Annotated in this window: 14 protein-coding genes; 9 read left to right on the plus strand and 5 right to left on the minus strand. The window is 39.2% G+C overall.

The window, feature by feature from the left end; genetic code table 11:
• Positions 1–125 precede the first annotated feature (125 nt).
• Together CYO92_RS01635 and CYO92_RS01640 are read left to right on the plus strand one after the other, a co-directional pair.
• Positions 126–1,562, plus strand: coding sequence for a catalase (locus CYO92_RS01635; protein ID WP_103559240.1), 1,437 nt, complete (start codon positions 126–128; stop codon positions 1,560–1,562).
• On the plus strand, positions 1,559–2,044 hold the full coding sequence (locus CYO92_RS01640; protein WP_103589317.1) for an ankyrin repeat domain-containing protein: 486 nt from the start codon (positions 1,559–1,561) through the stop codon (positions 2,042–2,044). The genes CYO92_RS01635 and CYO92_RS01640 overlap by 4 nt, the downstream gene beginning before the upstream one ends.
• A 185-nt stretch (positions 2,045–2,229) precedes the next feature.
• Here CYO92_RS01640 and CYO92_RS01645 read toward each other — a convergent pair whose 3' ends face one another.
• The 3 genes from CYO92_RS01645 to abc-f all read right to left on the minus strand — a co-directional run bounded on the left by CYO92_RS01645 (position 2,230) and on the right by abc-f (position 5,264).
• Positions 2,230–2,589: a hypothetical protein gene (locus CYO92_RS01645; RefSeq protein WP_223315351.1), complete on the minus strand. Its 360-nt coding sequence runs from the start codon at positions 2,587–2,589 to the stop codon at positions 2,230–2,232.
• A 538-nt stretch (positions 2,590–3,127) separates the two neighbouring features.
• On the minus strand, positions 3,128–3,331 hold the full coding sequence (locus tag CYO92_RS09290; protein WP_180997864.1) for a hypothetical protein: 204 nt from the start codon (positions 3,329–3,331) through the stop codon (positions 3,128–3,130).
• Position 3,332: 1 nt separating this feature from the next.
• Positions 3,333–5,264, minus strand: coding sequence for a ribosomal protection-like ABC-F family protein (gene abc-f, locus CYO92_RS01655; RefSeq protein WP_103559239.1), 1,932 nt, complete (start codon positions 5,262–5,264; stop codon positions 3,333–3,335).
• A gap of 103 nt (positions 5,265–5,367) precedes the next feature.
• Here abc-f and CYO92_RS01660 point away from each other — a divergent pair, with 103 nt between their 5' ends.
• The 3 genes from CYO92_RS01660 to CYO92_RS01670 all read left to right on the plus strand — a co-directional run bounded on the left by CYO92_RS01660 (position 5,368) and on the right by CYO92_RS01670 (position 7,884).
• On the plus strand, positions 5,368–6,687 hold the full coding sequence (locus CYO92_RS01660; RefSeq protein WP_103559260.1) for an MATE family efflux transporter: 1,320 nt from the start codon (positions 5,368–5,370) through the stop codon (positions 6,685–6,687).
• On the plus strand, positions 6,663–7,325 hold the full coding sequence (locus CYO92_RS01665; RefSeq protein ID WP_180997863.1) for a M48 family metallopeptidase: 663 nt from the start codon (positions 6,663–6,665) through the stop codon (positions 7,323–7,325). The genes CYO92_RS01660 and CYO92_RS01665 overlap by 25 nt, the downstream gene beginning before the upstream one ends.
• Positions 7,326–7,398: 73 nt before the next feature.
• On the plus strand, positions 7,399–7,884 hold the full coding sequence (locus CYO92_RS01670; RefSeq protein ID WP_087580722.1) for a tetratricopeptide repeat protein: 486 nt from the start codon (positions 7,399–7,401) through the stop codon (positions 7,882–7,884).
• A 145-nt stretch (positions 7,885–8,029) separates the two neighbouring features.
• Here the strand turns inward: CYO92_RS01670 and CYO92_RS01675 are convergent, their stop codons facing one another.
• Complete coding sequence (locus CYO92_RS01675) at positions 8,030–10,096, minus strand: TRAP transporter permease (RefSeq protein ID WP_103589319.1); 2,067 nt, start codon at positions 10,094–10,096, stop codon at positions 8,030–8,032.
• An 87-nt stretch (positions 10,097–10,183) separates the two neighbouring features.
• On the minus strand, positions 10,184–11,125 hold the full coding sequence (locus tag CYO92_RS01680) for a TAXI family TRAP transporter solute-binding subunit (protein ID WP_103589320.1): 942 nt from the start codon (positions 11,123–11,125) through the stop codon (positions 10,184–10,186).
• 315 nt (positions 11,126–11,440) lie between these two features.
• Here CYO92_RS01680 and CYO92_RS01685 point away from each other — a divergent pair, with 315 nt between their 5' ends.
• Genes CYO92_RS01685 through CYO92_RS01700 form a run of 4 tightly spaced genes read left to right on the plus strand, consistent with a single transcriptional unit; the run spans position 11,441 to position 14,652 of the window.
• Positions 11,441–12,313: a phosphate ABC transporter substrate-binding protein gene (locus tag CYO92_RS01685; RefSeq protein ID WP_084042175.1), complete on the plus strand. Its 873-nt coding sequence runs from the start codon at positions 11,441–11,443 to the stop codon at positions 12,311–12,313.
• Positions 12,314–12,316: 3 nt separating this feature from the next.
• Positions 12,317–13,174 (plus strand): phosphate ABC transporter permease subunit PstC, encoded by an 858-nt coding sequence (gene pstC / locus CYO92_RS01690; protein WP_103589321.1) that lies wholly within the window; start codon positions 12,317–12,319, stop codon positions 13,172–13,174.
• Positions 13,161–14,018 carry a PstA family ABC transporter permease gene (locus CYO92_RS01695; RefSeq protein ID WP_103589322.1) on the plus strand — a complete coding sequence of 286 codons (858 nt, stop codon included), beginning with the start codon at positions 13,161–13,163 and terminating at the stop codon, positions 14,016–14,018. Before pstC ends, CYO92_RS01695 begins: the two co-directional genes overlap by 14 nt.
• Positions 13,987–14,652, plus strand: a complete 666-nt coding sequence (locus CYO92_RS01700) for a phosphate ABC transporter ATP-binding protein (RefSeq protein WP_103589323.1) — start codon at positions 13,987–13,989, stop codon at positions 14,650–14,652. Before CYO92_RS01695 ends, CYO92_RS01700 begins: the two co-directional genes overlap by 32 nt.
• Positions 14,653–14,666: the final 14 nt, after the last annotated feature.

A 14,666-nucleotide genomic window follows, 5' to 3' on the forward strand; every position in this document is an offset into this window, starting at 1 on the left:
TGCAGTTAATTTTCCAATATCCACAATTTATAAATTTTTCTACTAATAATTTTTATTACTTAAGAAAAATTTTATTCTAAATAAGTATAATTCCGAAATAACAATTTTTATTAAAAAGGAAAAATATGAAAAAACTAACCACCACTTCAGGCAATCCGATAGCCGACAATCAAAACTCGCTTACTGCGGGTAGCCGCGGCGGCATAATGCTGCAAGATTATCAACTACTTGAAAAACTAGCCCACCAAAACAGAGAACGCATCCCGGAAAGAGCCGTCCATGCAAAAGGTAGCGCTGCGTACGGTACGCTAGAGATCACGCACGATATCTCGCGCTATACGAAAGCAAATGTTTTGCAAAAAGGCGAGAAAACGAGACTGTTCCTGAGATTTTCTACCGTAGCCGGAGAGGCTGGAGCGGCTGATGCCGAGCGCGACGTAAGGGGCTTTGCGATTAAATTTTACACAAAAGAGGGTAACTGGGACTTAGTCGGAAACAACACTCCGATTTTTTTCATCAAAGACCCGTATAAATTCCCCGATTTCATCCATACTCAAAAACGCGACCCGCGCACGCATCTACGCTCAAACGAAGCCGCTTGGGATTTTTGGAGCTTGAGCCCTGAAACTATGCACCAAGTTACGATTTTAATGAGCGACCGCGGCATACCTGCTAGCTACCGCCATATGCATGGATTTGGCAGCCACACCTATAGCTTTATAAATGACAAAAACGAGAGATTTTGGGTCAAATTTCACTTTAAAACTCGTCAAGGCATTAAAAATTTAACCAACGATGAAGCCGCGCAAATAATCACAAAAGACAGGGAGAGCAACCAAAGAGACCTCTTTGAAAGCATAGAAAAAGGAGATTTTCCAAGTTGGGATTTTAAAATCCAAATAATGACCCAAGATCAAGCAAAAAGCGTCAAATTTAACCCGTTTGATCTAACCAAAACATGGTCACATAAGGAATTTCCGCTTATCGACGTTGGTGTCATGACGCTAAATGAAAACCCTAAAAATTACTTCAACGAAGTAGAGCAAGCCGCATTTAGCCCGTCAAATATAGTCCCTGGTATCAGCTTTAGCCCCGATAAAATGCTTCAAGCAAGAATCTTTAGCTATCCGGACGCTCAAAGATATCGCATAGGCACGCACTACGCGCAGCTAAGCGTAAATCGTCCGATAAGCGAAATAAACACCTACGTCGTGGGCGGTGCGATGAATAACGGAATGTATGAACTCGACGACAAGGCCTACTATGAGCCAAACAGCTTTGGTGGCGGCAAAGAAGATAGAAGCCTGCTAGAGCCTGATATAAATTTAGAAGGCGCAATGCAAAGATACGACCATAGAGCCGAGGATCAGGATTATTACTCGCAACCTAGAGCACTTTTTGCACTAATGAACGATAGCCAAAAATCACAACTTTTTAGCAATATCGCAGAGAGCATGGCTGGTGTGAGCGAAGCGATAAAAGAGCGCGCGATAGGGCATTTTGAGCAAATCTCGCCAGAGTACGCAAACGGCGTCAGAGCAGCTCTAAAGGCTAAAATTTGACAAATTTAACGCAGGCTGAAGAGCAAAGATATAGCGAACTTTGCGCCATGGCGCTTGATTTTGCGAGGCAAAACGAAGCAGACGAGCTAGAAAAGATGATAAAGGCGGGGCTTAGCGTAAATTTAAAATCAGCCAAAGGTGATACGCTTTTGATGCTGGCTAGTTATAACAATGCTCTAAATACCGTAAATATGCTGCTCTCAAACGGCGCTAGAGTAGATGAACGCAACGACCGCGGGCAAACTCCGCTTGCGGGCGCTGCGTTTAAGGGGCACTTAGATGTAGTAAAAGCGCTAGTTGATGCTGGGGCCGATATCGAAGCAAATAATGGACTAGGCATGACGCCTTGGGCTTTTGCGGTGATGTTTGGTAGAAGCGAGACGGCAAAATTTTTACTTAGCAAACGCAAAAAAAATCTATTTCAAAAACTAGCGGTTAAATTTTTAGAAATTTTTGGCAACAAGAGCGCAAAAACCGCCTAAATTTGACTCATTTACAACCTTCTAAACTCCGTCTGATTTAAGGCGGGATTTAGAAACTTTAGTGCGGGTAGCTCAAGATAGACGGCGATAACGTATTTTGCAAATTTGCACAATTTAAGCACCCCAAGCAAGGCTGGCTTATGTTGATCACGCAAGCTTGTAAAGGGTTAAATTTAGAGGCTCCGTTAGTCCAAAACGCCAAATTCTACGTATCCCTCCATCGCAACGAGTAAAATCCAGCCCGCCTCGGAAGCGCAAAAATAGCGATGCTCTGGGATGTTTTCAACCGTAAATTTTAAAAAATCGTAAAAATACTCGGGGGCAAATTTGACCCCTGTGCCGCTTAGATTGTCTCCGACGTAACTTATCTCGCCACTTAAAATTTTACTTTGGATATTTGGATTTGAGTTTAGAAAGTTTTTGATATCGGCAAAATTTTTATAATCAGCCGTTTTGTAGTCTTTTAAATTTTGCAAAACCGGCTTTGAGCCGATAAAACTAAATTTTGCCCCATAAACTCCGCCCCGCCGTCGCTCACGCGCCACTTTTGGCCCAAATTTGACACAAAAGTAAGCATCTCATCACTCGCTGAAATGAAATTTGAAACTGGATTTTGAGGCTTAACTGCATCCTTTTGCTAGATTGGTATAAATTTTATTAAAGGCGTAAAATTTATCAAACTGCTTGCTTATTTATTTCACAAATTTCAAGCGCAAAGCTCGCGGCAAAGAATTTTTGAGCAAATTTAAATGTTTTTTATCAATTTTCGTCCCAAGATAGGACGCAAAGTCCGTCTACGGGCGAAATTTGTAAAATCATTTAAAAACGCCAAAAACCTTTCATACATTTAAATTTCAAAGCACCTAATCAAATATAAAATATCGAAATATCAAAAAATCATAATATACTATCCGAACTACTGTATTTAATAGCCAAACAGCACATAACGCTAAAATAGCTCCAATAATACTAAAATTCTTTAAAACCCCATAATAAATCACCATCAACAAAAAAAGAGAAAAATACAAAGACATAATCAAATAAAATAAATTTTTCAACCTTTCATATAAGTCCGAATTTTCTCTATTTGTTGCGATTAGCCCAATGCTCTCTATCTCCAACCTTTTTATATTTTATCTCCACTAGATCACCTACTTCATATTTGCATATATCAGGTGAAAATGTCTCACTAAATCTCTTCTCATCAACCACAATGCTAAGGCTTACAACAAAATTTTGCCTAACAACTCTTGTATATAGCGCGCCAATCCTACCGATCTTTTTCAAACTACTCTAGCTCCTCGGCAATCTCTAGCACTTCAAAATACTCATTTTCTAGGCTTTCAAGCTCAGCTTTTGCCTTTTCAAGCTCTTCATAAAGCTTAGTTAGGCCCACTTCTTGATAAATTTTAGGATCGCTTAACCCCTCGTTTAGCTCGGCTACTCTCGCTTCAAGGGCTGAAATTTTGTCTGGATATGTGTTTAAAATTTGTGTCTGTTTATAGCTTAGCTTTGCGCCTGTTTTGTTCTTTTGCTTCGCTTCATTTTGGCTATTTGCGAGCTCTTTTTCAAATTTATCAAGCTCTTTCATCTCATCTTCAAGCTCCAAATAGACGCTATACTCTTCATGTAAGACATTTATCTTTGTGCCCTCAAACGCCCAAAGCTTATTTGCCATCTTATCGACAAAATATCTATCGTGGCTAACTAACAAAATAGCCCCCTCAAAGCTTTGCAGATAGTCTTCTAAGATGTTGATAGTTGCGATATCAAGGTCATTTGTCGGCTCATCAAGCACCAGCACATCGTAAGTTTTGGTAAAAAGAAGCGCCAAAGCGACGCGGTTTTTCTCGCCACCACTTAAAACGCCTATCTTTTTATCTAAAAATTCCTTCGGGAAGAGGAAATTTTTAAGATATCCATAAACGTGCATATTTCGCCCACGAACTAGCACATGATCGCCGCCATTTGGGCAAAAGGTTTCAATTAGGCTCTTCTCATCATCAAGGACATTTCTAGCCTGATCAAAGTAGCCGATACTCACCTCTCCTCTTTTTATCTCGCCGCTACTTGGCTTTTCAAGTCCTAGTAAAATTTTAAGTAGCGTGCTTTTGCCACTGCCATTTCGTCCGACTATGGCGATCCTCTCGCCCTGCAAGACTCTTGCGTCAAATTTTTCAAAAAGCACCTTGCCGTCTATACTTTTGCTTAAATTTTTAAACTCAAATAGCATTTTTTTGCGGTTTTGGCTCTGCGTTTGGTTGAAATTTTTACTAGCACGCTCAAGCTCTAGCCTCACTCGCCTTATCACGCCTGGATTTTTCTTGGCTTCTTCTCGCATAGCAAGTACCCGCTCTTTTCTGCCCTCGTTTCGCTTTAGCCTAGCTTTTACGCCTCTTCTTAGCCACTCCTCTTCAGCCTTTAGCTGTTTTAGCAGCGTCTCATGCGACTTTGCAAGGCTTGCTAAAATTTCCTCTTTTTTGGTTAGATAGTTTGCATATCCGCCCTCGAAATTTTTTAAGCTTGCATCCTCAACCTCAACGCACCTGGTTGCCAGCGCATCGATAAAATACCTATCGTGACTTATAAAAACTATGCTTTGATTTGAGCCCTTTAGCATATCTTCAAGAAATTTGACCATGTAAACATCAAGGTGGTTTGTTGGCTCATCAAGTAGCAGCACATCTGGCTTTTTAAGGATGAGTGCACCCAGTGCCACGCGTCTGATCTCGCCGCCACTTAGTGAGCAAATGGGCCTATTTTCATACTCTTTTAGCTTAAATTCTTGCAAAATTCGCTCGATCTTATGCTCGATATTCCAGCCATCCTTTGCCTCTATAAACTTTAATAGTCTCTCTTGCTCTTTTAAAATTTCTTTGTTTTCAGGATCATTTGCTAGTAAAACACCACTCTTTTCGTACTCGCTTATCGCGTCAAATATCTCCTTTAGCTCGTTATTTAGCGCATCTCTTACACTAAAAGTGGCGTTAAAATTTGGATTTTGCGCTAGCATCTCGACGCTTATTAGGTTTTGCACTATGCGTCTGCCGCTATCTGCTGCCACCTCACCAGAGATGATCTTCATAAGCGTGCTCTTGCCGCTGCCATTTTTGCCGATGATAGCTATTTTCTCATTTTCATTTACACTAAAATTTACAGCGTTTAAAATCTCGTTTGCGCCAAATTTTTTACTTACGTCTATCAGGTCGATTAATGCCATTTTTCTCTCATTTTTTAAATTTCTCGCGATTATATCAAAAGGGAGCTAAAACCTAATTTGGCTATAATTGCCACATAAATTTAGACTTTCAAGCGAGCATTTAATGAATCTTTCTATGAAAAAATTAGTAATTCCTATATTTTTAGATATGTTTTTACACTTCATTACGCTCATCATCAACACTTACATGGTTACAAAAGTGAGTGTGCATCTAGTTGGTGCAATGGGTGCTGGTAATCAAGTGATGGATCTTTTTATGACCATTTTTAACTTTCTAAGCATTGGCTGTTCAGTCGTCGTCGCCCAAGCACTTGGAGCTAAAAAGAACGATCTTGCCTCAAACGTCATACACGCAAGTATCACGTCAAATACGCTCTTTGGTATCTTCTCAGCTATCGTTATCTACGTCTTTGGCTACAACATCTTAAATTTACTAAACGTGCCAAAAGAGCTTATAAATGATAGCTTCTCATATCTACATATCCTTGGCTTTGCACTGCTCTTTGATGGTATCGGCATGGTGCTAGCTGCGGTGCTTCGTGTTTATAATCTAGCAACTGCTGTTATGCTAACTTCGGTTTTAATGAACGTAATTACGATTTTGGGCAATGCTATCTCCCTTTTTGGCTGGTTTAATCTGCCAAATTTAGGACTACAAGGAGTCGCTCTCTCGACACTTGTTGGCAGATTAGTAGGCATTTTTGTGCTAGCTTATATGCTAAGTCAAAAGGCAAAAGTTAAAATTTATTTTAAAAAACTGCTTGTCGTACCATTTGAAATTTTAAAGAAAATCCTCTCAATCGGCCTTCCAAGCGCAGGCGAAAATTTACTCTGGATGGCGCAATACATGGTCGCTTTTGGCTTTGTGGCAAGCATGGGCGAGGCTAGCCTTAGCGTGCAGACTATTTACTTTCAGATCACACTTCTTATCTTGCTTTGTGGAGCGAGCATTAGCGTGGCAAACGAGGTCATCGTTGGGCATTTAGTTGGAGCAAGCGAGTTTAATGAGGCCTATACAAGGACATTTAGAGCGCTAAGACTTGGAGTTTTTATCACGCTAGTAGTCGTGCTTATAGCTTATGCACTAAAGTATCAAATCATGGACGCACTAAATTTAAATGAAAATTTACGTGCGATCATGCTACCGCTTTTTACACTTTCGATATTTCTTGAAGCTGGCAGAACCTTTAATATCGTCATCGTAAATGCCCTTCGTGCAAGCGGTGATGCAAAATTTCCTCTTGCAACTGGCCTTATCTTTATGTGGGGGCTTTCGCTGCCACTTGGATATTTTTTAGGCATCTATCTTGGCTGGGGAATTATCGGCGTTTGGATAGGATTTTGTGCTGATGAGTGGCTAAGAGGCCTTGCAAATACGTGGCGCTGGAGAAGCAAAAAATGGCAAGAAAAACGCCTAGTTTAAAGCAAAAGAGCATAAATTTAGACTTTTATGGGCTAAGCGTTTTAATAAATTTTAAAACAAATGTAAAATCCATGCGTCTAAGAGTTGGCAAGGACGCTAAGATCACGCTATCTATGCCATTTTACAGCACACAAAAGATGGCTCTTAGCTTTCTTGAGATGCACAGAATTTGGATTGAAAATACTTACAAAAAAGCTCTTGCAAATTTACCAAAAGATGATGAGGTAAAATTTCTTGGGCAAATTTATAAGATAAAATTTGATGAAAATTTTAAAGAGCCATTTTTTGATGGCGAGTTTGTCTTTACGCCAAATTTAAAAAGCCTTGAGCGTTTTAAAAAAGTAAGAGCAAAAGAGCTATTTTTAGAGCTTGTAAGCCATTTTCAGCCTTTTATAAATAAGCCAATCAAGCGCATCGTCATACGAAATAGCAAAACTCGCTGGGGTAGTTGCAACCACAAAAAAGGCTATATAAACCTAAGCCTAAGACTCATAGAAAAGCCGCTCTCAGCCGTACGCTACGTCGTTCTTCACGAGCTAACACACCTGCTCTATCCGCATCATCAAAAAAGTTTTTACGATTTTATAGAAAAAATCATGCCTGATTATAAAAAACAAGAGCAAATTTTAAAAGCGTAATTATTTTTCATCAAGTAAGTGTAAAAATTAATATGCTAAAATTGCATGTTAATTCACAAAAAAGGGAATTTCAATGAAAAAAATGATTTTTATCTCAATCTTAGCCACTTGTGCTTTTGCAGGCAACTTTGAAGATGGCCTAAAGGCATATGGGAGCTCAAATTTTAAAGAAGCTTTGGCTAAATTTGAAGCAGGATGTTTGGCAAATGATGTAAAATCTTGCGTAAAAGTTGGAGCGATTTACCAACTAGGAAAAACAGCTCTACCTAATCCAAGCAAGGCCTTAGAGTACTATAACAAAGCTTGCGAAGCTGGTGAGGTTGAAGGTTGCTCGGCAGCTGGTGGACTTTATCTAAATACTGAGCCACAAAAAGCAAGAGAACTTTTTAATAAAGCTTGTGAGAAGAATGATGGATATTCTTGCGAGATGGTAGGTTCTATCTTGATAGAGGCTAAAGAATTTAAAAAAGCTTATGAATTTTTAGTAAAAGGCTGCGAATTAGGTGATAAGATGTCTTGCGAATTTGCAGGTGATCTAAGACGCTCAAAACAACTATAATTTTTAGGCTTTCGAGCCTAAAAATTCTTTTATCCTTAAACAAAAAATCCAAAAAACACTTATTTTAAATAGAAATTATCCAAAGTATAAAGGTAGCTCTAAAAATTTATATTAGAAATTTAGGCAAGAACGCTCTTGCCTAAGATTAGATTATTTTTATTTGATCAAGTGGTTTATCTTTAATGCCCCATTGAGTCATAAAAACAAATCCATAAAGTACAGCAGCTACGATATAAGCAGTGTATTCGTTTGGTATAAGATTAAATTTCGCACATATATTTGGTACAAGAGCTAGTGGCACAACAGGGATCAAAAGAATACGCTCCCAAATTCTAAGCTTTGTAACATAGAAGCCTTGAAGTAAGCTTGAAAAAGCAAACATTCCCACGATCGCCATACCAAAGACAAGTAAAATTTCAAGCGGATTACTCATCCAGATTATTCCTTTTGAATCAAGCGGGTCGCCCTCATTTACGCTTTCTATTAGCATAAGTTTGTTGTTAAAGAAAAAGGCAAATGGCAAGATCGCCGTTCTTAGATCATAAAAGAATCCTTGAACACCAACAGTTATAGGATTTGCTTTAGCAATACCAGCTGCTGCATAAGCTGCGATACCAACTGGTGGCGTGTCATCAGCTAAAATTCCAAAGTAAAAGACAAAAAGATGCACAGCAATGGCTGGGATTAAAAAGCCATTTTTGTGCGCTAAAAATAAAATAACAGGTGCCACAAGACTTGAAACTACAATGTAGTTTGCCGTCGTTGGAAGACCCATTCCTAGTATTAGCGACATCATCGCAGTAAGAAGCAATATCATAACTATATTATCACCAGCAAGTAGCTCAACTAGATCTGAAAGTACTTGGCCAAGGCCAGTTAGAGAGATAGAGCCCACGATGATACCTGCAAGCGCGGTTGCTATAGCGATCGTTGTCATGCTTTTTGCGGCTGCAACCATCGCCCAAAATATATCTTCAAAGCCTATTAACACATCATTTATTCCAACTTTTTCGCCACTTGCTAGTTTTTTAACTGGCTCTTGAAAGATCATTATTAAAAATAAAAATCCAATCGCATTAAATGCTGCAGCGATGGCTGACTCTTTTGCGATTAATAGCGTATAAAGCAAAATCAAAATCGGAGTTATATAGTGAAGTCCGCTTACAAAAATTTTAAATCTTGAGTGAAACTCGCTTTGATTTATACCTTTTAAGCCAAGCTTCACGCTTTCTAAATGAACGATAAAAAATAGCGACAAATAACAAGCAAACGCTGGGATAACCGCCGCCATCATGACATTTGTATATGTCATGCCTAAAAACTCAGCGATGATAAAAGCAGCTGCGCCCATGATAGGTGGCATGAGCTGTCCATTTACGCCAGCTGCAACTTCGATGGCTCCAGCTTTTGTGCGTGAAAGACCAGCTTTTTTCATAAGTGGTATGGTAAATGTGCCAACGGTTACAACATTTGCAGTGGAGCTTCCTGAAACCATGCCAGTTAGACCACTTGCGATGACCGAGGCCTTAGCTGGACCGCCTCTATATTTTCCAAGAAGAGAGAAAGCTAAATTTATGAAATATTGCCCAGCACCTGCCCTCTCAAGCAATGAGCCAAAAAGAACAAAAAGATAGATAAAGCTAACGCTAACTCCGATAGGCACACCAAAGATGCCCTCAGTTGTCAAGAACATGTGTCCTGCGATCTTTTCAAAGCTGGCACCCTGATGAGCGATGATGTCTGGCATATAAGGGCCAAAGTGATCATATATCAAAAATAATATACAAATAATTGGAAGTGCTGGTCCCATGACACGCCTGCCAGCCTCAAGCAAGACAATGATCGCTAAAAATGATATGACGATATCTTGTGTGATGTAGTCCCCGGTCCTATCAGCTAGCTCATAAAAATAAACCGCCGGATAAAGCACAGTAACTACGCCTACCACGCAAAAGACTAGATCGTAAAATGGCAAACTAGAATGTGCCTTTTTATGAAAAGTGACTGGATAAAGCAAAAATACAAGACCAACCGCAAAGGCTAAGTGTATCGAGCGCGAAATGTTTGTATTTAGCGGAAAATAAGCTATATAAAGCTGAAAAACTGACCAAGAAAAGCATACGATCGCAATGAAATAGTTATAAAAATTGCTATTTATCTCCCTTGTTTTTACTTCGACAAATTGTTCTTCGTTGTCTTTGACTTCGTTCATCTCTCTCCTTTAAAAATTTAAATATATAAATTTAAAAGAATTTGTATATTTAAATTTTATCCAGAGGCAAAAGCCTCTGGAAATGGATTATTTTAAAATACCAGCCTCTTTAAATGCAGCCTCTGCAGCTGGGTGAAGCGGAGCTGAAAGACCTTGGACAAGATCTTCTTTATTTACTGATTTTAGCGCTGGGTGAAGAGTTTTATACTCATCAAAGTTGTCTAAAATAGCTTTTATCACAGCTTTTACGGCCTCATCTTTTGTGTCTTTATTGGTTACCAAAACAGCTTTTACGCCGATAGTGTTTACATCGTGATCGACGCCGTCATATGAGCCTTTTGGGATCACGCCTTTTGCAAAGTATGGCTTGTCTGCAAGAAGTTTGTCGATCTCGCTACCTTCGATATTTAGGATATCGATAGGCAAAGATGTCGCAGCGTCAGTGATGTTTGCGGTTGGGTGACCGACTACAAAGCTATATCCGTCTATCTTTTTATCTTTTAGTGCGTGTGGGCATTCGCCAACTGTTAAAACGCCGCGGTAGCCTAGTTTTGAAACGTCAAAGCCTTTTGCTTTAAAGACTTCAAGCGTGCTTACTTCGTTGCCACTGCCTGGGTTTCCGACGTTATATTTTTTACCTGCAAATGAAGCAAGATCACTTGTAAGACCGCTATCTTTTGCTACAACAAATGCAAGAAGTTCTGGATAGATAGCAACTACTGAGCGTAAATTTTCATCTTTTGCTCCGTCAAATTTGCCAGTGCCATTAAATTTATCATAGACAACGTCACTTTGAACGAAGCCAAATGTAAGCTCTTTTTTGAGGACGTTATTCACGTTATAGACTGAGCCGCCAGTTGATTGGACTGAGCATTTTACATTAGTATTTTTGTTTGCTAAACGGCAAATCGCTCCACCTATCGGATAATAAGTACCTGTCATGCCGCCAGTACCGATACTGATAAATTCTTTTGCCGAAAGAGTTGTTGCTAAAAGCAAACCAGCAAGTGCCAAAGAAGTAGTTTTCATCTAAGATCCTTTCAAGAAATTTAAGGCTATTTTATTCTATAAATTTAGCTTTTTACCTTATTTGATATGATATTTTCATGCCGTTTTAGTAAAGTTGCAACCATTCTACACAATCAAGACTTAAAAAAATATTTTCTTAAGATTAAATTTATATTTCTTTATCAGCCAAAATAAATTTGATAAACCGGCTATTTAAATATCGTTTTTTATTGTATAATCCACCGCAGTTCTAAGTTTTAGAAAAACTGTTGCAAATTTACAACTAATCAATAGCTTTTATAAATGTTAATAACAATCAAATTTTGGAGGTTTTTCATGAAAAAATCACTTATGTTGGCTGCTTCTATGCTGCTTTTATCTTTAAATTTTGCTTCTGGTGCAGACGAGAAAACGCAGGTTAGCTTTAGTGGCTCATCTACTCTGGCTCCAGTTATTGCTAAAATTTCAACCGACTTTATTGAAAAGTACGAGACTTGGGACAAGGTTGATAGCTCTTTGCCAAACAAAAATATCACCATTTTTGTCTCAGCTGGTGGTTCTGGCGCTGGCGTAAAAGCTGTACTTGATCATGTCGCTGACTTTGGCATGCTAGCTCGCGATATAAAAGATAGCGAAAAGGCAAAGATCAAGGATATGAAAGCCTATACGCTTGGCATAGACGCACTTTGCGTGGCTGTAAACCCAGAAAATGAGGTGATAAAGCTAAAGGGCGGAAATTTAAGCAAAGACGAGATCGTCAAAATTTTCTCAGGCGAGTACAAAAAGTGGAGTGACCTTGACAAATCCCTACCAAATGACGAAATAGTCGTAGTTACAAGAGATCTTGGTGGCGGTGCTCACGAGGTATTTCAAAAAAAGATCATGAAAGATGTCAAAGTTAGCAAAAACGTCATCCAATCACCATCAATGGGCGCACTAGTCTCAAAGATCATCGAAAATAAAAATGCTATTGGCTACGCATCTTTTGGTATCACAAACCAAAACAAAGGCAAGCTAATACCACTAAACGTTGATGGCGTCGAACCAACTGTTAAAAATATAGTTGATGGCAAATACTACATCTCTCGTCCGCTCATCATCGTAAAAAGTGGCGATCTAAGCAAGAGTGAGCAAATTTTTGTTGACGTGTTAAATTCAGCCGAAGGTCAAAAGACTATCGAAAAAATGGGATTTATACCAGTAAAATAGCCAATGACAGGGCAAATTTTTAAAGGCGCGATATATCTTTTCACACTTTTATCCTCCATGCTTTTGCTTTTACTCGTGGGGTTTTTACTGATAAATTCCACGAGTTTCTTTGCAAAAGTAAGCCTTTTTGACTTCTTACTAAATGGCGACTGGGACGTTAGCACAGAGCCTTTTAGCTTTGGACTATTTAATATCCTAGTCGCAAATTTTGCAGTTGCGTTTTTAGCTTGCATATTTTCATTTTTTATCTCGCTTGGCGTTACTATCTTTGTCTGCTTTTTTGCGAATGCCTGGCTTAGACATGTGCTAGACTGGATGATAAGAATTTTAGCTGGTATACCCTCGATCATTTACGGATTTTTCGCACTTTACACGGTTGTGAAAATTTTAGAATCAGGGTTAAAAATGTCCGCTGGAGAGTCAGTTCTAGCAGCAAGCCTCATCCTTAGTGTAATGATACTGCCCTTTTTTACCTCGCATTTGCTCCAAAGCGTGGGTCTGCTAAAGCAAAATTTCAAGACAAACTCAGACGCTCTTGGCGTAAGCACGGGATACTTTATACGTAAGGTCATTTTAAGAAAATCGATCAAAGCAAGCATTTCAGGCTTTATACTCGCATTTTCAAGGGCAGCTGGCGAGACGATGGCTGTGATGATGGTCATAGGCAACACCCCGCTTTTTCCGCACCTGCTCTCAAAAGCTCAAACCATACCATCTCTAATAGCCCTTGAAATGGGTATGAGCGAGGCTGGCAGCCTGCACTATCACGCTCTTATTGCAAGCGGATTTATCCTGCTTGTTTTTATATTTTTGCTAAATATCTTTATCTTTAAATTTGAGAAAAACAATGAACGCTTTTAAGGATTTTTTAGTCAAATTTTACACTTATCTTTGCGTTTTTATCGTCATTGCGGTGATATTTTGGATATTTTTTTTCATCTTTGCAAATGGCATCTCTCAGATAAATTTAGACTTTCTAACCAAAAACCCGCAAGGTTTAAATTTAGGTGAGAGCGGCGGCATAAAAGACGCCATCATAGGCTCATTTTTGCTGATGATATTATCTATGATATTTTCAGCACTTCTTGGCGTTAGCTGCGCCATTTATAGGCAAATTTACTGCACTTCTAGCACGATAAAGCTTGGGCTTAAATTTATCATCCAAACGATGGCTTCGATACCTTCTATCTTGCTTGGAATGTTTGTTTATGGACTTTTTATCGTTAGCCTTGATATCCCAAAAAGCCTGCTAACAGCTAGCATTACGCTTGCTTTGATGGTCTTTCCATTTGTTGAAGTAAGCGTTGAAAAGGTGATCTCGCAGATCGATGAAAAGATGTTAAGAGATAGCTTCGCACTTGGCGTTGATAAAAATTTTATGGCTAGAAAACTGGTTTTGCCAACTATTAGAAAAAATATCATATCGATCTTGATACTAGCTGGCAGCTATGCCATAGGAGCTACCGCACCGCTACTTTTAACAGGGGTTGTCTTCATGGCAAAGGCAGAAGGCCTGCTCTCGCCAGTCATGGCACTACCATTTCACCTGCACATGCTCCTAAGCCAGTCAGTCGCAACGCAAAATGCCTACGCCACGGCGCTTGTGCTCATCTTTATACTTATCATTTTGCACCTGCTTTCAGCCGTAGTTTTATTTGATATAGGAGAGAAAATTGCCAGATATTTTAAACATAAAAGATCTTAGTATCTTTTACCAAGATAATGAAATTTTAAAATATCTAAATTTAAACGTCGCCAAAAACGAGATCATCTGCCTAATGGGTAGCTCAGGATGTGGCAAATCAACATTTCTTTCGACGCTAAATGGCTTTTTGGAGCAAAAGGGCGGCCGATATAGCGGAGAGATCCTATTTAAAGGCCAAAATATCAAAGGTAAGGGCGAAATTTGGCTAAGACGAAAGCTAGCCATACTCTTTCAAGACTCCACGCTATTTCCTTTTAGCGTCGAGAGAAATTTGACCTATGCGATGGAATTTTATGAGGGCAACATAAAAGATAAGCAAAAAAGAGTAGAAGAGCTGCTTAAAAGCGTAAATTTACTAGATGAAATAAGTGACTTAAATATGCCAGCTAGCAAACTTTCCGGCGGTCAAAAGCAAAGACTTTGCATTGCAAGGATGCTAACGACAAAGCCAGAAGTGCTCATGCTTGATGAGCCATGCTCATCGCTTGATATGAAAAATATCTTGATTATAGAGGAGCTTTTAAAAAGCTTGTCGCAAAGATACACCATCATCATCACCACGCACAACGAAGAGCAGGCAAAAAGGCTTGGCGGCAGGATAGTCCGCATAGTGGATAAGAAATTTACATTTTAAAAGAGCTAGAAATT

This window comes from Campylobacter concisus (assembly GCF_002913715.1).
GTDB classification, from domain to species: Bacteria; Campylobacterota; Campylobacteria; order Campylobacterales; family Campylobacteraceae; genus Campylobacter_A; species Campylobacter_A concisus_AG.

What these genes read in the sequence shown, in the direction of transcription:
- CYO92_RS01635 (WP_103559240.1), top strand. Translation starts at nt 126, where the DNA reads ATGAAAAAACTAACCACCACTTCAGGCAATCCGATAGCCGACAATCAA.
- abc-f (WP_103559239.1), bottom strand. Translation starts at nt 5,264, where the DNA reads ATGGCATTAATCGACCTGATAGACGTAAGTAAAAAATTTGGCGCAAAC.
- CYO92_RS01660 (WP_103559260.1), top strand. Translation starts at nt 5,368, where the DNA reads ATGAATCTTTCTATGAAAAAATTAGTAATTCCTATATTTTTAGATATG.
- CYO92_RS01665 (WP_180997863.1), top strand. Translation starts at nt 6,663, where the DNA reads ATGGCAAGAAAAACGCCTAGTTTAAAGCAAAAGAGCATAAATTTAGAC.
- CYO92_RS01670 (WP_087580722.1), top strand. Translation starts at nt 7,399, where the DNA reads ATGAAAAAAATGATTTTTATCTCAATCTTAGCCACTTGTGCTTTTGCA.
- CYO92_RS01675 (WP_103589319.1), bottom strand. Translation starts at nt 10,096, where the DNA reads ATGAACGAAGTCAAAGACAACGAAGAACAATTTGTCGAAGTAAAAACA.
- CYO92_RS01680 (WP_103589320.1), bottom strand. Translation starts at nt 11,125, where the DNA reads ATGAAAACTACTTCTTTGGCACTTGCTGGTTTGCTTTTAGCAACAACT.
- CYO92_RS01685 (WP_084042175.1), top strand. Translation starts at nt 11,441, where the DNA reads ATGAAAAAATCACTTATGTTGGCTGCTTCTATGCTGCTTTTATCTTTA.
- pstC (WP_103589321.1), top strand. Translation starts at nt 12,317, where the DNA reads ATGACAGGGCAAATTTTTAAAGGCGCGATATATCTTTTCACACTTTTA.
- CYO92_RS01695 (WP_103589322.1), top strand. Translation starts at nt 13,161, where the DNA reads ATGAACGCTTTTAAGGATTTTTTAGTCAAATTTTACACTTATCTTTGC.